Here is a 19,556-nt window from a genome sequence, read left to right as displayed (position 1 = left end):
CAAGCAGACCACCTCGACCTGCTGATCGGCTGTCGGCCGCCAAGGCGTTGACCCGGCGTGCTGATGCCGGGGAAACAGTCCGGCAGGACGACCAGCTTCTGCTGGCTCAGCGGATGCACGGGGCTGGAGGAAGCCGAGAACTACTGGCAGTCGGCCCTCGCGCGGTTGCCGGCGGACACCGGGCTGGACGGCGAGCTGGTGGTGTGGAATCCGACCGGCTGGCGTTCAAGCGGCTCCAGCAGCGTCTCGCCCGGCGCGAGGCCGCTGCAGCCGAGGCGGCGCGCCGGTGGCCGGCGCACTACGTGGCCTTCGATCTGGTGCACGTACGTGAGGACGTGACCGGCTGGCCGTACGAGCGGCGGCATGCCGTCCTGGAATCGCTGTTCGCGGACCGCAGTCTGAAGGCGCCGCTGACGCTGTGCCCGTCGACGACTGACCCGGAACAGGCGGAACAGTGGCTGGGGTGGTCGGTGGCTAGGCTGGAGGGGCTGTGCTTCAAGCGGCTGGACGAGCCCTACCGGCCGCTGCGGTCGTGGCGGAAGTACAAGGTGCGCGTCATCACCGAGGCGGTCATCGGTGCCGTCACCGGTTCCCTCGCCTCACCCCGGACGGTTCTGTTGGGCCGCTACGACACCGCGGGCCAGCTGCAATACGCCGGCCGGAGCACCACGCTGTCCCAGACCGCCGCCCATCCCCGGACCGGGTGGACGTTCAGCGCGGGGTGGGGAACGCAGCAGACGCTCGATGTGCAGCTGGTGCACCCTGACGTCGTGACGGAGGTCGCTGTCGACGTCGCCCGGGACAGTGCCGGACGGTGGCGGCACCCTGCCCGCCCACGCCGCGTGCGCACGGACGTCGACGTGGCGCAGGTCCCCCTGTTCGGCGAGTGACCCGCACCGGCCGACGCAGCGGTCAGGGGGAGGGCGTGCTCAGCAGCGCGCTGGGCGGGTTATTCCTGCCCGGACCACTGCTGAGCGCTGCCGTACCGTCGTCCTGTCGGGTCGGGGCCGCGCCGTTGCAGGCCGGTCCCCCTGAAGTAGTGACGCCCGCTCACCGTCGTCCGCTCGAAGGGCCGTCGGCAACACGCCGTCGGCCAGCCAACGCCGCACCCAGGCCGCATCGGTGGCGAATGCCGCCCGACGAAGGGACCGTAGCGAACGACGCCTACCCCGGACCTGACTGGCGCAGCAACGTGACCCGCCTATGCGGTCACAGCGCTAGACTCAGCACCCGTACTAGTCATGATCATCACAGGACGGGACCACATGTTCCAAGACGCTCCGATCTACCACCGGCTTGTCGCGGAACGGGGCGATGTACCTGCGCGGGTCCGTGACGCGGCGACGAGCATATTGCGCGAACTCGATCACGTAATCGGTGCGATGGCGTCGCCCGCCCCCTCAGCACCCCCTATGCCGATCGGGCAGTCCGAAGCCGCGGCGCGAACTGCACTTCCCCTCCCCCGGTCGTAGCCGCTGCCGGGCCGGCGGCACCGGGCGGAATCCCGTGTGCCGTCGTCTGTCCGTGGGGCCGGAGGGATCTCGCTGGGCGGGTTCCCCGACTGCCCGGCCCGGTGCACGGACCAGCGACCCACCATGGGCTCCCCGCCTCTGCCGTCCCCTTGGCCGCGGGCATCAAAGGCGACCCCGAAGCGCAGCGCGGCCGGGCCCGGCGCCGACTTCGCAGCTCGTGTGAGCATCGGCTCAACCGGCGGTGGCAGAGTCACCCAGGGACTCCCTTGCGATCAGCATCGCCGGCCGCATGGACGGCGTTCTCAGGCGGCCTGGGCGGCCGCGGTGCCGAAGACCTCGTCGAAGACGTAGGCCCGCTCTGTGGCGATCAACAGCCAGGCTCCGCTGCTGCGGGGACGGGTGTGGGCAGTGTAGTGGAGAACCTCAGCGGAGGTGAGGACCTTCAGGTCGCCGAAGACGTATACAGCGTGGGCCCGTGCGCACTCCTGTTCCATGGCCTTTCCATGGCCTGCTCCAGCTGATCGGCGCGCAATCCGGTAGCAGGCAGGGGGACGGGTGTGGCCAGGTAGGCGTCGAAGTGCTTGACGACGTCGTTGAGTTCGGGGCGGATCACTTCGAGCTGGTCGGCGAAGTTCTTGATGAGGTTGCGGAACTTGCGCAGACGACGGTCCGCCGGTCGATCTTCCAGGCGAGAGCGAGAGCGAGAGCGCGGCGCACGAGGTACGGAAGACGCCGGGCCATCCCCCAGGTGGTGGCGGGGTGGCGGCGCAGGACGGTGAGGCGAGGGGACTCGAACCGGAGTTCCCCGGCCGGTTTGTCAGAGGCGGGTTTGTCAGAGGCGGGTTTGCCAGAATCACTGTCTGTGCTCAAATCTGTCCGTCCGTAAGGGAGTTAGGAAGGGCCGGGTGCGCGGCACGAACGCAAGATCCACTCGAACTTGTGAACCGTGCGGTGCGGCGACTTGCGCAGTACCGAGGAGGAGCCAGTGACACTCCCCATAGCCGAGAACGTGTCGCCGCGCCGGTGGCGCTGGATCCGGCTGACCACCTGGCACAAAGAGGTCAGGTTCCTCTACTGGCCCCCACCGCATCCGCCCGGCTACCGCAATCTCCAGATGTTCGACCGGGACGGATACGACATCGGCCGGCTCGTGTGGGTGGTGTGCGACGGCTGCCGCGTCGGCAGCATCAACAAGATCTCGATCGACCCCGACCACCAACGCCGAGGCCTCGGCCGGCAGCTGATTCGCCGGACGCTCACCGACGGCCCCGGCTACACATGGCAGACCACCCACCAGTCTCCCCACGCCAAGCTCTTCTTCCCCGCCCTGGAGAAGGAGTTGAGCGTGGCTCTTCCCGAGTACGGCGGGGTCTGCCAACACCTCGGCTCGCCCCCCGGCTACCAGCCTCGCCCTCCCGGCCGCCGCCCACGGCCGCTCCTGGAACGCAGGCTCTGAACGCCCGCCTCTGCGAACGCCACCCGGGTGCACCGCGCGGCGTGTCGCGTGCCCCGGGCACGTGGCGGTACTACGCGGTACTACAAGGAGGGCCGTCGCAACCCTCGAGAGGAGCACTGAATGGGGTCATGGCTGGACGAGCCCGGCGCCCGGAAGTGGCGCGCGCAGGCAGATGCCGCCGACCGGCTGCGGGGTCCCGGGATTCCACTGCGGGACCTGCCGGGCTACCGCCAGGGCCTGGCGGCGATCGTGCAGTCGCTATTCTCGGCGCTCGACCCGGACATGCCCAATGGCTTCACCGCCTCCCGGTCCGCGTCGCGGCGTGTGCTGGAGGTGATGCCGCAGTCGGGCCCGGACTCTCTGTGCCACGAGTCCCGCTGGCGACACTACAAACTCTGGGGCGACCAGGCGGCCGACGTCTGCGACCGGCGCACGTGCGGCCGGTGCCTGCCGCTGAAGGCCTCAGCGGACCGGAGCAACCACTGATCTGGACGCGGCCCGCTGAACCGGGCCGATCATCACCGCCCACACTCAGCTCCGGCTCACCCGGCCGCTCACCGACGACCTGCGAACAACCCGCCGAGCATGGCCGGCTTACCCCCGACCCGGCTGAAACCCTTGAAGAGCAAGCTCAGGCGTAGCTGAGGATCAGGCAGGCCAGCACGACCTGAGCCGTCCACTGCACCACGACGAGCCCGACTCGGGCGCCCGTCCAGCGGGCCCGGGGCCACAACAGCGCCGTCAAGCCAGCGACCACGGCCGTCCAGAAGCATCCGTAGAGGAGTGCGCCGGGGACCGCCGAGCACTCGTCACCGTCAGTGATGCACCGGCTTCCGCGCACGCTGGCGAGGACCGGGACGAAGCTGAGTACGACCATCGGCAGCAGCAGTCCAAGTCCCCAGCCGGACCACCTTCGGAGCCGGCGGTCAGTGTCCTGCTGATGCGTGCTTGCCCAGGTCGTGTTCATGAGCCCAGCCAACCGTCCCGGCGAGCTCCCGTGATCGGGCCCGGTACTCACATGTCCTGGGCTCGCATACTCAACACCCGCTCCACGATGCCTGCCTCGATCGGCCCTGCCCAGGCAGCGCGCCCAGCCTTCGGCCGGCGGCATCGTAGGTGTAGTCGGCGACCGGGGTCTGGGGCAGGGTGCTGCCGCCGGAGGTGACGAAGTCGATCTCCGAGACGTTGCCCGTGGTCGCATCGTAGGACAGCTTCAGTGCCCAGCATCCGGCGTACCAGGTACTGGCGGCCGGCGGATTGGGGCAGGAGGAGGTGGGGGACGTGCCGACAGGGGCGTCGGCGTCTCGCCGGCAGAGAAGCTTCTTGGGCCCGAGCCGGTCACCGTAGTGCCCGAACACGAACGCCCCGATCGCCGGGCCGTGGACCCGACCGTGGCGGGGGGGGGAGGCCATGTGCGCGATACCCCCCAAAACTACCCACACGCCTCGCTCCTGGCCGAGAGGAGAGAGGTACCCAGGGCCACGGATCCTCCATCGGTGGCCGCCGTGTCATCGTCCGCCCGTGGCCGATGCCCCAACCCACCCGTTTTGAACGACTGCCGAGCCGCTGTCCTGCGAGGGCATCGAGGGCGGCACGTGCGGTCTTGGTCGGTTGCGAGAGCCGGGACCGAGCCTCAACTCCCCTGCTGTGCAAGGCCGTCGGCCCCGGCGCACTTTACTGTATCGGCAACTGCAAAGGAGCTTCGCCGCCTTGATGGCATTTGCCCTGCTCATGTGATGTTGACTGTGAATCGCTCTCAAGATGAACAAGTGTCACAGTCCTTATTGATATTCTTTAAAGACTTGGCAAAGTATCTGCAGAGGCTGCTTATCATCCACTAAAGGGATCGTCAAAGAGCGGACAACTTACCCAAAGAGCCCGTTTCGCCCCGCACTCATGTCGCGATTTGCCGACCCGGCTCACCGCGAAGATTCGCACCCGGGGCTCTGGCCTCGACAGTAGACCGTTCCTTGACCCTCTCTTGAACTTGGTAAAGCGGATCGGGTGAGGATGTGTGGATGATTGCCGCGCACTTTGCATACGTGCACGCACACTCTCTCTTCCATTCCTGATCACGGAGCTCGTTGATGAGTCACGGACGCCCCAGACCCTGGGCGCGAACGCCGGGTCTGTTCAGACCCGCCCCCACGCGGACGGCCCGCCTGCGCCGCATAGCCGCAGGGGTCTCCTTCATGCTGGCGGCCGAAGCCGCGCTGATGGCCGGATCGGCGGGTACCACTGCCGCCCTGGTACCTACGAACCTCGGGCAGGCGGCTCGCACGCTCGCCCACCGGGCGCCGCAGACGCCGGTGGACGGCCCGTCGGAGGTCGCCGACGCGGGCTCGGCACGGCTGCAGGCCCGCCTGCAGCAGCGGAAGATCGAGGTGCTGTCGGAGCGCACCGCCGACTCGACGACGTACGCGCTGCCCAACGGCCAGCTGCAGACGGTCACTTACGCCAGCCCCATCCGGGTGAAGCGCGACGGAGAATGGCGTGATGTCAACACGGCGCTGGCCGACTCCGGTCCGCACCTGACTCCCCGGTCGGCCGCCGCGGACATCGCGGTCTCCGACGGCGGTGACACGACGCTGGCATCCGTGTCCAAGGGTGCCAAGTCCTTCGGCCTGGGATGGGAGAAGAAGCTCCCCACCCCGAAGGTGAAGAACAACACCGCCTCGTACGACCTGGGCAGCGGGCAGACCCTGACGGTCACCGCGCTGGCCCAGGGCTTCTCGCAGAACGTGGTCCTGGACCACCGTCCGGGCGGCCCCGTCTCCTACCGGATCCCGCTGAACCTGGACGGGCTGAAGCTCTCCCAAGCCGCTTCGGGCCACCTGCTGCTGAAGGACTCCGCCGGCAAGCTGGTCGCCGAGGCGCCGGCCCCGATGATGTGGGACTCCAGCCGGAACAAGGTCTCCGGCGAGCCGCAGCGGCAGGCGAGGGTCGCCACGAAGATCGAGACCGCCGATGACGGCAAGCAGACGCTGGTGCTGTCCCCGGCGGCACACTTCCTGGCCGCCGCCACCTACCCGGTGACGGTGGACCCGACCTCCACGCTCGCGGTCACCACCGACACCTGGGTGCAGACCCCGGACTACCTCGACTCACAGGTCTCGTCGACCGAGCTGAAGTCGGGCACGTACGACGGTGGCGCGGACGTGGCCCGCTCGTACCTGAAGTTCGATGTGACCCCGTACAAGGGCAAGCACATCACTGACACCAACCTGGCGCTGTACTCGTACTACTCCTCGACCTGCGCCACGACCGGTGCGGGTACGCAGGTACGGCGGGTCACCTCCGACTGGTCCTCCTCCACCGTGACGTGGGGTACGCAGCCGTCGACCACCACCACGGACGCGAAGACCAACACCGCCGCGCTGGGCTACAGCTCCTCCTGCCCCGCGGGCACGATGAACTTCGACATCGACGCCATCGTGCAGGCCTGGGCCAACGGTTCGGCCAACTACGGCCTGCAGGTCCGCGGCGCCGACGAGACCGACACCCTGACCTGGCGTCGGTTCCGGTCGGCGAACTACATCTCCGGTGACAACTCGGTCGAGCCGCACCTGACCGTCACGTACAACTCCTACGGCACCACCTCCTCCGCGGCGATCTCGCCGAGTGTGGTGAACGCCTACAACGGCAAGCGGTACGTGACGTCGCTGACCCCGGCGCTGTCGGCGAAGGTCACCGACGCGGACGGCGGCAACGCCCAGGGCCAGTTCGAGATCACCCCGGATCCTGCGTACGCGGACACCACCTACACCTACACCGCCTACGGCAAGTCGGTGGCCTCGGGCTCCACCTCGACTCTGACGATCCCGTCCGGCTCCGCCTTCCCCGCGGGCGTGCACCTGCGCTACCGGGTGCGCGCCTACGACGGCACCGACTACGGGTCCTGGTCCGGCTACTCCGCCTTCGTCCTCAACACCGGCCTGCCGGTGGCCCCCACGGTGACGTGCGCCACCTACGGCCAGAACACCTGGACGCCCAAGGCCAGCGGGTCGGTGACTTGCACGCTGGACACCACGTCCACCGACGGCCAGGGCTTCTACTGGGGCCTGGACGATCCGTCCACCCCCAAGCGGGTGGACGACACCACCGACGGCAGCGGCGGCGACCCGCTGACGATCTCCATCAGCCCCGCCGACGGCTGGCACACCCTGTACGCCAAGACCGTCGACTCCGGTGGCAACCTGTCCACCGCGACCACCAAGTACTCCTTCGGAGTCGGCGCCGACGGTGCGGCCCTGCTCGCGCCCGGCGACGGAGACCGGCCCGCGCGCCGGGTCGCCCTGGTCGCCACTGGCAAGCCGACCTACACCGGCGTGACCTACCAGTACCGGCGCGGTGAGACCGACGCCTGGCACACCGTGCCGCTCGCGGATGTGACGCGCAACGCCGACGGCTCGGCCGTCGCCTCGTGGCCGCTGGCCGCGACGAACGGCGCCCCGCCGGCCCTGACCTGGAACATCACCAGCAGTCTGGCCGAGGACGGACCGGTCGACCTGCGCGCGGCCTTCACCGACGGCACCATCACCGGCTACTCGCCGGTGAGCACGGTCGTCGTCGACCGCAACGCCGGTACCGCCCCGTCCCAGGAGGTGGGGCCCGGTCAGGTGAACCAGCTGACGGGCGACTACGTGCTCTCCGCCGTCGACGCCTCGGGCTTCGGCCTGACCGTCGGCCGCATGGCCTCTTCGCGTCGCCCCACCGCAGCGGCGGATGCCGAGGGACAGGCGGCGATCTTCGGACCGCAGTGGACGTCGGGCACCATGGCGGAAGCCTCGGACTCCCTGTGGCTGTACGTGCGCAAGACGTCCGCGACTTCTGTCGCAATCACCGACGCCCACGGCGTGCAGACCGGTTTCACCGCCACCACCGCCAACGGCTGGAAGGCCGAGCCCGGTGCCGGGGATCTCACCCTCACCGGGTCGCTGAGCGGCTCCTTCACGCTCAAGGAGACCGACGGCACCACGACGACCTTCGCCAAGGTCGACCCGGCCGCCACCACGTGGCAGGCCGCCACCACCTACAAGCCGTCCGACAACACCACCACCACGGTGGTCTCGGAGAAGGTGATCTCGGGGAGCACCACCCTCGCCCGCCCCAAGATGGTGATCGCACCCACGTCCGCAGTGTCGGCCGGCACCTGTGCGGCGACGCCCTCGACCAAGGGCTGCCGTGCCCTGGAGTTCGTCTACGCCACCGCCACCACCGCGACCAGCGGTGTCTTCGGTGACTACAGCGGCCGGGTCAAGGAGGTCCGCCTGTGGTCCACCGTCCCGGGTGCCGGGAGCGCCACGTCGAAGACCGTGCAGACCTACGTCTACGACGACGCCGGCCGGCTGCGGCAGGCCTGGAACCCGCAGATCACCCCGTCGCTGAAGACGGAGTACGCCTACGACACCGATGGCCGGGTCAACCAGGTCACCGAACCCGGCAAACTGCCCTGGACCTTCACCTACGGCAAGGCGGGCAACGCTGCGACCGCCGGTGACGGCATGCTGCTGAAGGTCGCGAGGCCTACCCTCACGCCCGGCAGCAAAACCGCGACCAATGGCACCGCCACCACCAGCGTCGTCTACGACGTCCCGCTGACCGGCACCAACGCCCCGTACTCGATGGGCACGAGCGACGTGGCGGCCTGGGGTCAGACCGATGTTCCCACCGACGCGACCGCGGTGTTCCCGGCCGATGCCGTGCCCGCCTCCAACAACGGCACGTCCTTGACCGCGGGAAGCTACGCCCGCGCCACCATCTCCTACATCGACGCCTCGGGCCGTCAGGTCAACACCGCCAGTCCGGGCGGACACATGGGTGCCGCAGAGTTCGACCGGTTCGGCAACGTCGTCCGCGAGCTGACGGCGGGCAACCGAGAGCTGGCACTCGCCACCTCCGGGCCCGCTCTCGACACGCTGACGCGGCTGGGCCTGAACGGCCAGTCGACAGCCAACCGCGCCGAGCAGCTGTCCACGACGTCCGTGTACTCGACGGACGGTCAGCTGCAGACCGAGGAGTTCGGCCCGCTGCGGCTGGTCACCCTGGGGCAGCCGTTGGCCGCCGGTGCCGGAGGCACTTCCCTCGCGGCCGGTACGGAGATCCCCGCGCGCAAGCACACCGTCAACACCTATGACGAGGGCCGTCCCACCGACGGCAGCGCCGCCACCTCCGGCCTGATCACCACCACCCGGGTGGGTGCCTACGTCGACGGCTACCCCGCCGACGGCGATGTACGGACCACCACGACCGCGTACGACTGGGCCAAGGGCCTGGAGACGTCCACCTCGGACGACCCCAGCGGGCTCAACATCACCAAGCGGACCACGTACGACGCCTCCGGCCGCGTGATCAAGACCCGGAACCCGATGTCCACCGGCACCGACGCGGGCACGACCGTGACCACCTACTGGTCCGGCACCGGCACCGGGGCGTGCGCCGGGCGACCGGAGTGGGCCGACCTGGTCTGCTCGGTGGGACCGGCGGGGAACGTCACCAACGCGGGTGCCAACCCTGCCGAATTGCCCACCACGACCACCGAGTACGACTGGTGGGGCAACCCGGCCAAGGTCACCCGCACCGCCAACGGAACGACCAGCACCACCACCACGACCTATGACGGTGCCGGACGCGTGGTCCAGGTCTCCGTCACGGGCGGCGGGGACGCCGTTCCCGACACCACCACCACCTACGACAGCAAGACGGGCAACATCGCCAGTGTGACCGCAAGCGGTCACACCATCGCCCACGAGTACGACGACCTGGGCCGCGAAGTCACCTACAACGACGGAGCGGGCAACACCACGGCGCGGGAGTACGACGCCCTCGACCGCCTGACCAAGGCAACCGACTCGGCGCCGTCCACCATCACGTACACGTACGACACGGCGAAGGACCCCCGCGGTCTCGTCACGTCCCTCACCGACTCGCAGGCCGGCACCATCTCCGGCACGTACGACGCGAACGGCAACCTCGAAAGCGAGACGTTCCCGAACAACTACCAGCTCAGCGTCGGCCGAGACGCCACCGAGGCCGAAACGGCCCGCACCTACACCAACACCGTCGACCAGACCGTGCCGCTTTCGGACGTCGCCGCCTACACCGTGCACGAGGAAACGGCGAACCGGGCCCACACCGCGGGCGCCACGGTGCCGACGTCTTTCCAGTACGACGCCACCGGCCGGCCAACTCGCGTGGACACCGCCGACGACACGTCGTGCACGCGAAAGACGGACGAGTACAACGGCGACAGCGACCTGATCAAGCAGACGACGTACACCGCCGACTGCGCGACCATCGACACGGCCACCGGCAGCGTCCAGACGTTCGCCTTCGACAGCGCCGACCGGCCCGTCGACGCCGGCTACACCTATGACGCCTTCAGCCGCGGCCTCACCCGCCCGGACGGAAGCAGCCAGAAGTACTTCGCCAACGGCGCCACCAGCCAGGAAACCGCCAACGGCACCCGCAAGACGTGGGAACTGGACGCCGAGAACCGGCCTGCGTCCTCGTCGGACGAGCAGCAGAACCCGGACACCACGTGGAGCCTCATCGGCGAGACCGTCAACCACTACGCCGAGGAGGGTGGCGAGCCGACCTGGGACACCAGCGCCGCAGGGCTCACCCGAAACGTGTACGACCTTGACGATCGCATCGCGGTGACCACCAACAACGCCGAGGGACTGCTGCAGCTGACCGACCTGGACGGCGAGGCCGCGGCGCAGATCCCGCTCCCGTTGCAGACCACCGGTGCGAGCACGATGTCCGCGGTCGGATCCACCTCTATCGCCAGCTTCTCCTACCAGTGGGACGGATTCACTCTTAGCGTTCCTCTCGGCTGCTGGTTCACCCACAGCATCAACGGCTCGGGGCGGCACATCAACTGGGAGCTGGCCGGCGTCGACTGTTACGCCCTTGGGGTCTTCTCCAAGTTCTGCAACACGAGGATCGACTTCGCCTACGCCGACACGAACAACCACACCTATAGCACCAGCAGGGGCAAGACGCACTACACCTGCTACACGGGCTACGTACCGACACGCTCCGCCCCCGGCAACCGGTACCTTCCGCACTACGGCAAGGCATGCGCGAAGCTGTACATCAACGGATCCCGGAGAGCGACGCAATGCCACTACATCACCAGGTGAACCGGCAGGATGACGACCGTCCGACCATGCGAATGTGGCTGGCCGAGATCGCGGTCTTCCTCGTCGCCTCGGCGGTGACGTTCATCGTGTGCCTGGCGGTCATCGGCCGCCCGGTCACGCTGGACGCCGGGAGCACCGCCCTGCTGATCGCCGTATCAGCGGGCGTGGGTGTCCTCGTCAGTGGCCGCTTCAGGTCCTGGGGGCTGCGCCGCAAGAAGCGCTAGTCCCACGGAATGACTCGCTGGCGCCGGCCGGCCGAGGTCTCGGCCGGCCGGCGCCAGCACCCCGCAATCCGGGAATTCTCAGCAGAATCAGCCGCCTCCACACAGCGGCCGCCCACCACTTCGAACAAGAAACTCATGCGTCGCATCTCCTCATACTCCTCATTTCTCGCTCTCTGCGTCCTGCTGCTGGCCGGATGCAGCGGACACGAAGCCGCCCCGGCCGCACCGTCCACTCACCAGCCCCTGCCGGTTCCGGCGGTTCCCGTGCAGCACAGGCCCCCGGTCCCGGACCCCGTCGGTTCGGACACGGTGCTGCCCCGCGTTTCGGGGCAGTTCGGCCACAAAGCCGAGATCGCCATCCCGAAGAAGAAGCCGACCGGCAGATTCGTCGTCACCCCCGCACATGAAGGCAAAGGGCGAAAGGCTGAGAACGGCGATGTCGTGATCGTCAATTACACAGCGAAGACCTGGAAGAACGGGACTTCGCTACCCGGTACGTACGCCAAGGCCGCAGGACCCAAGGTCTTCCCCGTCGGCCGCAATGCGGTGATACCGGCACTCGACCGGTCCGTTCTCGGGCAGCCGGCGGGATCTCGCGTCCTGGTGGTGGCACCGCCGGAGGCCGCCTACGGACAGACCGGCAACGCCCGGCTCGGCGTCTCGGCCACCGACACAGTGGTGTTCGCCGTCGACATCATGAAGATCGTCCCCGCCCGCTCGGCCGCCGAGGGACACCAGACGGAGATCCCGGACGGCCTTCCCCGCGTCGGTGCCAGGCCCGGGCCCGCGCCCATCACCGTGCCCGACACCGCGGCACCAAAGCATCTGGTCGACAAGACGCTCATTCGCGGCTCCGGGGCGACCGTGAAGGCCGGGCAGTCACTCGTGATCCAGTACTCCGGCGCCGTCTGGGAAACGAACCGGGGCAAGGACCAGGCGACGGTCTTCGACTCGTCCTGGGCGGCCCACACCCCGACGACGGTGGTCATCGGCCGTGGCAAGGTCATCGAGGGCTGGGACCGCGCGCTCGTCGGCACACGAGTGGGCAGCAGGGTCCTGCTGGTCGTCCCGCCCGGCCTGGGCTACGGATCGAGTGACCGCAGGGGCGTTCCGGCCCGGTCGACCCTGATCTACGTGCTTGACGTCCTGGCAGCAGCCTGAGCACGCTGGTACTCCCACACTGCCCGTGACAACGTCATGGATCCACTATTGGCCGATGGCCTCCGAGCGGGCCCGCGCCACGCGGATGTCATTGCTGTACAGGCGGTCGGGGCGTTCTTGTGTGTGGCAGGAGTGGCAGACGGGGGCGCGGACGTAGCCGTGTTCATGGCAGTGGTCGAGTACGACGGCGGGTGCGGTGCGGCAGACGGCGCAAGTCCACCCAGCCACCCTGCGGCTGGTGCCGGGTTTCCTGCTGAGTGCCGAGTACAGGTGGCCTTGCAGTTCCCCGTTGTACGGGCGCAGCGGGGCGGTTGAGCAGTCGGGGCTTGTCGTCTGCCTGCCGTCGGCGGCTCCGGGCCTGCCAGCCGTGGCCGGGCGGCTCGGTGACGCCCGTGTTCCCCCGGCAGGTCCGCGCAGCTTGCAGCCATTGCGTTTCGGTGTGCTCGGCCACATCCAGTAGCCTGACCACGGCGCGCGGCAGCCCCCATGTCCGCGCCGTCCGGACACGATTCGCTCCACGAGTAGCCGCCGCCAGTCGATCCCCGCCAGATGGGACGGCTGGCCGCCTTCACGTCGTGCTGCCCGCTCAGGATGGCCCAGCTCCTGCAGTTCCCGGGTGATGCGCTGGCGCCAGCGCATCAGCGTTGTTTCGTTGCACTCCTTCTTCGGCGCGCCACCAAACGGACCGATGCCGACCAGGTCCTGGCAGTCCATCTCAACCGGACGGAGGATAGCAACGCCGTGAGAACCGCAGCCCGATGGTGAGCAGACGAGGGCGAGACCGGACACGACAAGCTCCGTCACTCGTCAACAGTGCGTGACCGTCGAGCCATGGTTCCCCAGAAGCGGAGCAACTCTTTGCTGCGTATGTCCTGCCACGGGGCGGTCCGTCGCAGAGTCCCTGCACGAAGGAGCGCTTGCTGTTGCCGACAGAACGGCTCGGGTAGCTCCGCCCGCGGCTGCTGGCCCTTCGCAGGGTAAGGGCACAGCTCAAAGGGGCAATCACGCGAGCAGGTGCTGCCCGGCGCGGCATCGTCTGCCATACCCACTGTTCGCTCAGGACGCAGAGGGCTGCGATCTCTGCGGAGACATGGCGGCAGGTCCGTGCGATTGGCGCGGTCGATGCGGCTGTCAACCTCGTCTGGTTCGCCATCACGTTCGGCAAGGTTGAGAAGCAGAAGCACATCCGCGAGTAGTCGCTGGGCACGAGGATGCAACGTGGTCCAGCCGACCGAAGGCGGAATCCAAAGGTTGTGCTGGCGGATTTTGCTTGGCTTAGCTGGAGTAGACCCGACGTTATCCATAGCTCCTTTCTCGTCGATCCATAGATATTTCTCAGGGTGACCTGTTTCGAGAGCCAGAGCGGCGAGCTCGCCGGCTTCGGCAACGAATGGATGCAGTCGCTCCCGCCCGTCGGCGCCAAGATCTTCGGGTTTGCGACTTCTAGGATCCCGCTTGCTTCCCGCCATCGATAGCCAGCGTGTCACAGCTTCCGAAGCGTTCGCCGCCGGAGGCTCCCTGCGACCGGTGATTGTCTCCCCACTACTGTCGGGCAACTCCCACAGGCAGAGGGCATGGATGAGCGTCATCTGGGAGTACCAGTGGCGAGCGCGGCTAAGCAGAATCTCAGCCTTTTGAACCATGAAGTCACGGGTTTCCCTATTGGTGCTTCGGTGGCGACGACGACGGTTGGCGGAGCTTTTGAATCCCTGCGCTAGAGCGATTTCGAGAATTAGTGGGAGTTCAGCTCGATCGGATCCCGGCCTCTCACAGTCAAGGTGTTTAAGCCAGAGATCTATTCTTTCCTTGGCTTGCCTTTGATGTTTAGCGGTGACTGAACCAACCATCATAGGTACCAGCCAGGCTCGCGCCATAAACTCTCGGCGAATCCTTTCCTTATGTTCGCGATGCTTTCGTGCGAGTTCATAATAGGATGCTGGCGCCTCCTTCTTTCCCTCGGGGCCATGTTCGTGCGTGAATGATTCGAAAGCGCGGGCTTCATCGTATTGCGCCTCGTGGTACCTTGCCTCGTATTGTGCCCAGGGGTCGTACATTTCAGATGGATGGCCGTCCACGGACAGCGGGAACAGCTTTCTTATCATTTCAAACGCGCCGTCGCCGCAAGCGCCGAGTTCCTGGGCGATTGCGAGCCTCACCTGATATAGAGGCTCATTGAAAGCTATTTCCAGGAACTCTTGGTAAGCTGGTTGTTTACCGTTGCGTGGCGCGCCAGGATCATTGGCTGCATCGGCAATAGCTCGGAGCACTTCCCCGAATCGATGGACAAGGCGTATTTTTGCTTCCTCGATTGATTTCCTATCACCCAGCCTGATCGCACTCCAGCGCGCCTTTAGGGAGTCAGCCACTTCTGTGTGGGATGGATTTCCTGGGACTATCTGATCAACCTGGAGGGCCGTCGAATACAGATCGAACGCCTTCACGTCGCAACGTATCTTAGCAGCATTTAGGAGTGATTTAATCACTGACCTTTGTTGGCGCACCCAGTCATCAACCGTGCGCCCCACTGCCCGTGAATTCAAAACGAGTGCTATTAGGAGCTCACGCCCGGGCTTCGGCTCTTGCAGGGCTGCCGCCAAGTGCTTGTCGCTCACTTCACTTATGAAGCGAGATCCCAAATATGCCTGCATTATGCTGTGCGGGAAACGGATGCTGTCTCCCTTTGCTTCGACCAACCCCAGGCGCTCGCCCTGGGCGGCGTAGAGGGAAAGCCGGTTAACGCACCCAAGTATGTCACTGTCATACGGCAGGACTCTTGCGTCGCCTTCCTCATCAGTGTTGATTTTCTTATTGAGTGCGGCCCAAATTTCGGGGTATTTATCCTCCTGAGGATTCTTTGATCTCCTGTACTGCCAGACCCTGTTCACGAGGAAACGTATGATTTCGTTCCGCCCACAGGGGCCGTTAGACCCGTCTTTCCCCGAGGCAACCAACTCCGCGAGACCGACCTCCAGGCTGTCCTTCAGCAGACCAATGCAGGCTAGTGCGGAGATAACCTCGATCGTGTCATTTCGTCGTTCAGTAGGAAGGGCATAGGATTTGTACAAGTTCCCATTAGCGAGCGCATTCTTCCAGGTTTCGAGAAGGCGGAGTCGGAGGGTATAGCGATCTGCATGGCGGGTGTCCAGATCCTCCCACTCTTTTCTGTGATTTAGGTACTCAAGTCGATGGTGTTGTCGCAATCCACGCGTGATCTGCAAATACAGGGGCGCCTCCGAAACGACTGCGGTCTCTACGATCCAGTCCAAGCGCACCTCATCCGAACGAACATTCCTATCTCCAGACAAATATTCGATGGCCGCTTCCTCGCTAAGGGGTTCGAGGTCGATAATTGCTGCGTCTGAATCCTCCAGGGGGGCATGAGGCCGCGAGGCAATAACGAGCGGGAGTTTCTGTCGCTCAGCCAATCGGATTGCGTTCCGAATGGCCACATCGCGCTCTCTCTCCTGGGGGCCTTGGGTGAAAAGCTCCTCAAGTCCGTCAGCCACAATGACGGCCTTATCATCGGTAATCAGTTGCCGCCAAATCCGTTCACCCTGCGCACCGGAGATGAGATCAGCGTTAACCATTTCGCAGAACCGTTTCCGTCCAGCTTCTGCAAAATCAAGTTTGTCCGCGTCTTGGGATACGGAGCGCAATTGGATCGGCACCGGTACGGCCCCTTTTTCCGCCAGCATCCGAGTGAGTTGAACAAGCACCGCCGTTTTTCCGGCGCCCACACTGCCGACGAGGAGGATGGGCCGGCGGATGGCCCGATCATGCAGTGTTCGTATGAGAACCTGACATAGCTCCTGGCGGCCTACGACATCTTCCAGAACCGTTCCAGCGGTTGGGACCAGGCTGCGGGGATTTCTCCTCGCCCTTCTGCGCACTTTTCGGACGGCTTGTGGATAGGAGGTCATAAGGAATACGAGGGTCAACAAGGCGAAACTGAGCAAGGGGCTCAAAGTGCCGCTAACGATCCCACAGGATTCCCCTTTGTTGCCGCACCAGCTGTTTAGCTGGCTCTCATGGTATCCGAAGAAGAGGGCCTGAATGCCGAGCGCAAACCAAAGGAGGAATAGAGCCGTTCCTAGCACTGCGAGACAGTGCCATAGAACAATTTTCTGGCGTTTGGGGCTCCAATCGCTGATGCTTGGGATGTGACGCCTTGCGACGATGCGCATTTGGAGCAGGTAGATCCTCCGGACAATCGCCTGACATACTCTTGCCCCATGGCGGCGGACAAAAAGAGGGAGCCATGGCCGATGCCGCCAGTTTTTTCCCTGTGGCTGCCTTATCAGTCGAGGCATTCTTGACCCCCACTACTAAATTAGATATTTCAGTCTCGCTGGACCACAGACGCTGGCGGCGAAGCGTCAGCGACTGCTGCGCAGCGGTTCGTTGTGCTGGGTCAGACTGCGGCAAGCAGTTGGGCTCCGTCGATCCTGCCGAGCCCGCTGCATGCATCCCAGCCCGCGCCTGCGATGTAGCCGGGCGCCGGGGGTGCGGTGTTGTCGCCCGTGTCGATGTCGTAGACCACGCCGTTGGGGCCGAGGGAGTAGAGCCAGGGCGTGATGAAGCCGAGCGGGAAGCCGACCTGGCCGATGATCTGGGCAAAGAGGCCGGCGTAGAGCGGGGCAACGGCACTGGTACCCCCTACCACCGTCCATCCATTACGCACTACCACGTCATAGCCGGTGTTGGGGTCGGCATCCCCGGCTACGTCCGGCAGCCCACGACCGTAAGTCGTATGGTCATTGACGTTGGGAGGCACGCCCGCTCCGGTTTGCCAGGAGGGCAAGGCGAACACGCGGCTGATTCCTCCGCCGGTGGCGTCGCCGAAGCCGTCGTTCCAGACGGCCTCGGTCTTTGGCTGCCCGCCGTCGCCTTGCAGAGTAGTTCCCCCGCAGGCGATCACGTACGGGTCACTGGCCGGGAAATCGCAGTGCGCCAGTCCGTCATTGACGTTGTCATTGCTTCCGTTGTCCCCGGCCGCCGCGAGGGTCGACACCGCGGCCGTGGCGGCGCTGGTGAACCCCGCGTTCAGACCGTTGAGGCCCGCCGGCGCCCAAGCGGCGTCCTCGGCGGCGCCCCAGCTTGTCGAGAGCACCGACGGACGGTTCTGGGTGTCGAAAACCGCGGTGTTGACCGCGTCGATGAAGCCCTGTTCGGTGTTGGGCGCGAAATAGACCGTGATGGTGGCCTCGGGAGCCACGGCACCCGCGACTTGGATGTCGAGGGTCCCCTCGGTGTCCGCCCCGGAGTCCATGCCGAAATTGTTCGCGGCTCCGTCGACCGAGACCGCTACGACATTCGGGGCCTGCAGGCCGAGCGCCTGGAAGAAGGTGTCGAGGTCCTGCTGGGCGTACCCGCCGCCCAGTTCAATGATGCCGATAGACGCGCCGGCGCCATCCGCGGCGCCGGGGAAGTCGTACATCTGGGCGATCTGGGTCGGCAGGTAGCTGGCGGCGTCCCGCGGCCGCTGGCGGAGCAGCGGTCGTGCCAGCGGGTGGGTGGTGAGTCCAGAAACTCGTTCCACCACGCCTGCGACGTGGCGCGGTACGCGAAGGTGACCCTCCCGGCTACGGTAGGGGCCGACGTGCGGGCGCTCATACTTGATGAGCTGGGTGTCGAACGCTTCGTTCATCTGCCGGGCAGTGCCGGACAGCTGCAGTGTGCGCGGCGGCAAAAAGCCTGACTTCTTCAGCCCGTGTGCTTTGGCGAATTGCTCCACTAGCTCGAGCTCAGCCTTATCGGCCGCCTGCTCCTGGAGCTGAGCAGCACGGTCCGCCTGCTGACGGTCGCGGGGTCGCTTCGCGCCGAGCCTTGCCAGGTTGGTCAGCCCGGTGTTGGCCTTCCGACGCACCTGGACGCTCACCATGATCGGCTCGTCCGGGTCGGCTGGCCCCACGCGGCTGGCGTTGGGGGGCTGCCTGCGTTCGGTGCCGGGAATGGGTAGGGACGGATCGGTTACAAGCACCATCGTGGGCACTCCTTCCTGCGGTGCTTGCGCCATCGCCAACTCGTGCCGCAGGGCGGATTTCGATGTCCTCATGGTGTGGGGAGCCGCAAGATCACTGCCGCGACGAGCGTCCGGCTTCGTGCAACCAGCGGCGCGACCATCCGCCTCGGTATAGGGGCGACCGTACGGAAGAAGACCGTAAGTCCGATCTGTTGCATTTCACTCTACCGGAGTACCCCTTTGCCTGCATCCGGGCCAAGATCCGGCATGTCGCCATGCCCCTTACAGAGGTGCGGGATTCGCCTGTCTCGCACCCAGTCAGGTAGGCGCGGCTCCGCCTTCGAACGAGTGACAGCGACGATCGTCCCGTAACACGCAGCGCGTAGATCAGATCGCCAAGCCTAAAGGGTGGGTTGTACAAGGCCGTGATCAAGCAGCCTGAAGCGAGAGGCTGGGCTTGTCGGCTCATGCGGCGAGGGCGAGGTTGTGCATGCGGGCCACGGCCTGGACCCCGTGATGAAGGCCGTCGCCGCGCTGGCGGCAGTCGCGCAGGATCTTGTAGTTCTTCATCCGGGAAAAGACGTGCTCGACACGTGCGCGGACTTTGCGGTGCTCGTCGTTGTCCTCCTCCTCGCCTTTCAGCAGCGCTCGTCCGGCGAAGAAAATCGTGGGCCGCAAGCGGAGCATCGTCACCGACACTCTCGGACTGCTGCTCGCGGTGCTGGTCACAGCCGCGAGCGTGCAGGACTCCACCGCCGGCACCCACCTGATCGACCAGGTCGCGGCCGCCCACCCCACCATCCGCAAAGTCTGGGTCGACGGCGGCTACCGCCAGCACCTCGCCGAGCACGCCGCCCAGCTCGGCATCGACATGGAAATCGTCCAACGCACCCCCGGGACCAGGGGATTCACTCCCCTCCCCAAGCGCTGGACTGTGGAGCGGACCTACCGGATGGCTGATGTTCCACCGCCGCCTGGCCCGCGACTACGAGACCCTGCCCGCCCGCTCCGAAGCCATGATCCACCTCGCCATGACCGACCTGATGGCCCGCCGCCTCACCGCCGAAGCCACCACCTCCTGGCGAGACCCGACACTACGAGATAGAACACCAATTCTGGGATGAAACATCGGGA

General features: G+C 66.2%; 13 protein-coding genes and 2 pseudogenes. 8 read left to right on the top strand and 7 right to left on the bottom strand.

The window, feature by feature from the left end; translation table 11 throughout:
* Positions 1-203: 203 nt before the first annotated feature.
* Positions 204-890: an ATP-dependent DNA ligase gene (locus LMU33_RS38870; RefSeq protein WP_228626512.1), complete on the top strand. Its 687-nt coding sequence runs from the start codon at positions 204-206 to the stop codon at positions 888-890.
* Between the two features lie 375 nt (positions 891-1,265).
* Positions 1,266-1,472: a hypothetical protein gene (locus tag LMU33_RS38865; RefSeq protein WP_228626558.1), complete on the top strand. Its 207-nt coding sequence runs from the start codon at positions 1,266-1,268 to the stop codon at positions 1,470-1,472.
* 302 nt (positions 1,473-1,774) lie between these two features.
* Here LMU33_RS38865 and LMU33_RS38860 read toward each other — a convergent pair whose 3' ends face one another.
* Positions 1,775-1,966, bottom strand: coding sequence for a hypothetical protein (locus LMU33_RS38860; protein WP_228626510.1), 192 nt, complete (start codon positions 1,964-1,966; stop codon positions 1,775-1,777).
* 491 nt (positions 1,967-2,457) lie between these two features.
* Here LMU33_RS38860 and LMU33_RS38855 point away from each other — a divergent pair, with 491 nt between their 5' ends.
* Positions 2,458-2,928, top strand: coding sequence for a GNAT family N-acetyltransferase (locus LMU33_RS38855; RefSeq protein ID WP_228626508.1), 471 nt, complete (start codon positions 2,458-2,460; stop codon positions 2,926-2,928).
* A gap of 120 nt (positions 2,929-3,048) precedes the next feature.
* The gene (locus tag LMU33_RS38850) at positions 3,049-3,414 is read left to right on the top strand and encodes a hypothetical protein (protein WP_228626506.1); all 366 of its coding nucleotides are present in this window, start codon (positions 3,049-3,051) and stop codon (positions 3,412-3,414) included.
* A 145-nt stretch (positions 3,415-3,559) separates the two neighbouring features.
* Here LMU33_RS38850 and LMU33_RS38845 read toward each other — a convergent pair whose 3' ends face one another.
* Entirely contained in the window at positions 3,560-3,895 is a 336-nt protein-coding gene (locus tag LMU33_RS38845) for a hypothetical protein (RefSeq protein ID WP_228626504.1), read from the bottom strand.
* Between the two features lie 70 nt (positions 3,896-3,965).
* Positions 3,966-4,340: a hypothetical protein gene (locus LMU33_RS38840; RefSeq protein ID WP_228626502.1), complete on the bottom strand. Its 375-nt coding sequence runs from the start codon at positions 4,338-4,340 to the stop codon at positions 3,966-3,968.
* Between the two features lie 780 nt (positions 4,341-5,120).
* Here LMU33_RS38840 and LMU33_RS38835 point away from each other — a divergent pair.
* The 3 genes from LMU33_RS38835 (at position 5,121) to LMU33_RS38825 (ending at position 12,460) form a co-directional block, all read left to right on the top strand.
* Positions 5,121-11,075 carry a DNRLRE domain-containing protein gene (locus LMU33_RS38835; protein ID WP_228626500.1) on the top strand — a complete coding sequence of 1,985 codons (5,955 nt, stop codon included), beginning with the start codon at positions 5,121-5,123 and terminating at the stop codon, positions 11,073-11,075.
* 26 nt (positions 11,076-11,101) lie between these two features.
* The gene (locus LMU33_RS38830) at positions 11,102-11,299 is read left to right on the top strand and encodes a hypothetical protein (RefSeq protein ID WP_228626498.1); all 198 of its coding nucleotides are present in this window, start codon (positions 11,102-11,104) and stop codon (positions 11,297-11,299) included.
* A 264-nt stretch (positions 11,300-11,563) separates the two neighbouring features.
* Positions 11,564-12,460, top strand: a complete 897-nt coding sequence (locus tag LMU33_RS38825) for an FKBP-type peptidyl-prolyl cis-trans isomerase (RefSeq protein WP_228626496.1) — start codon at positions 11,564-11,566, stop codon at positions 12,458-12,460.
* A 45-nt stretch (positions 12,461-12,505) separates the two neighbouring features.
* Here LMU33_RS38825 and LMU33_RS38820 read toward each other — a convergent pair whose 3' ends face one another.
* The 4 genes and pseudogenes from LMU33_RS38820 to LMU33_RS38805 all read right to left on the bottom strand — a co-directional run.
* Positions 12,506-12,913, bottom strand: a complete 408-nt coding sequence (locus LMU33_RS38820) for an endonuclease domain-containing protein (RefSeq protein ID WP_228626556.1) — start codon at positions 12,911-12,913, stop codon at positions 12,506-12,508.
* Positions 12,914-13,260: 347 nt separating this feature from the next.
* On the bottom strand, positions 13,261-16,380 hold the full coding sequence (locus tag LMU33_RS38815; RefSeq protein ID WP_228626554.1) for an NACHT domain-containing protein: 3,120 nt from the start codon (positions 16,378-16,380) through the stop codon (positions 13,261-13,263).
* Between the two features lie 491 nt (positions 16,381-16,871).
* A complete protein-coding gene (locus LMU33_RS38810; RefSeq protein ID WP_228626494.1) occupies positions 16,872-18,443 on the bottom strand; it encodes a S53 family peptidase in 1,572 nt (523 codons plus the stop codon).
* A 444-nt stretch (positions 18,444-18,887) separates the two neighbouring features.
* Positions 18,888-19,055: pseudogene (locus tag LMU33_RS38805) on the bottom strand (transposase); the annotation flags it as partial.
* Positions 19,056-19,080: 25 nt separating this feature from the next.
* Here LMU33_RS38805 and LMU33_RS41805 point away from each other — a divergent pair.
* Positions 19,081-19,546: pseudogene (locus LMU33_RS41805) on the top strand (transposase); the annotation flags it as partial.
* Between the last annotated feature and the right edge of the window lie 10 nt (positions 19,547-19,556).

The organism is Streptomyces barringtoniae, from assembly GCF_020819595.1.
Lineage (GTDB): Bacteria > Actinomycetota > Actinomycetes > Streptomycetales > Streptomycetaceae > Streptomyces > Streptomyces barringtoniae.
This window is presented reverse-complemented; position numbering and strand designations above follow the sequence as displayed.

Coding starts and splice junctions, on each gene's coding strand:
- LMU33_RS38865 (WP_228626558.1), top strand. CDS start 1,266: ATGTTCCAAGACGCTCCGATCTACCACCGGCTTGTCGCGGAACGGGGC.
- LMU33_RS38860 (WP_228626510.1), bottom strand. CDS start 1,966: ATGGAACAGGAGTGCGCACGGGCCCACGCTGTATACGTCTTCGGCGAC.
- LMU33_RS38850 (WP_228626506.1), top strand. CDS start 3,049: ATGGGGTCATGGCTGGACGAGCCCGGCGCCCGGAAGTGGCGCGCGCAG.
- LMU33_RS38845 (WP_228626504.1), bottom strand. CDS start 3,895: ATGAACACGACCTGGGCAAGCACGCATCAGCAGGACACTGACCGCCGG.
- LMU33_RS38840 (WP_228626502.1), bottom strand. CDS start 4,340: ATGGCCTCCCCCCCCCGCCACGGTCGGGTCCACGGCCCGGCGATCGGG.
- LMU33_RS38835 (WP_228626500.1), top strand. CDS start 5,121: ATGCTGGCGGCCGAAGCCGCGCTGATGGCCGGATCGGCGGGTACCACT.
- LMU33_RS38830 (WP_228626498.1), top strand. CDS start 11,102: ATGCGAATGTGGCTGGCCGAGATCGCGGTCTTCCTCGTCGCCTCGGCG.
- LMU33_RS38820 (WP_228626556.1), bottom strand. CDS start 12,913: ATGTGGCCGAGCACACCGAAACGCAATGGCTGCAAGCTGCGCGGACCT.
- LMU33_RS38815 (WP_228626554.1), bottom strand. CDS start 16,380: ATGACCTCCTATCCACAAGCCGTCCGAAAAGTGCGCAGAAGGGCGAGG.
- LMU33_RS38810 (WP_228626494.1), bottom strand. CDS start 18,443: ATGGTGCTTGTAACCGATCCGTCCCTACCCATTCCCGGCACCGAACGC.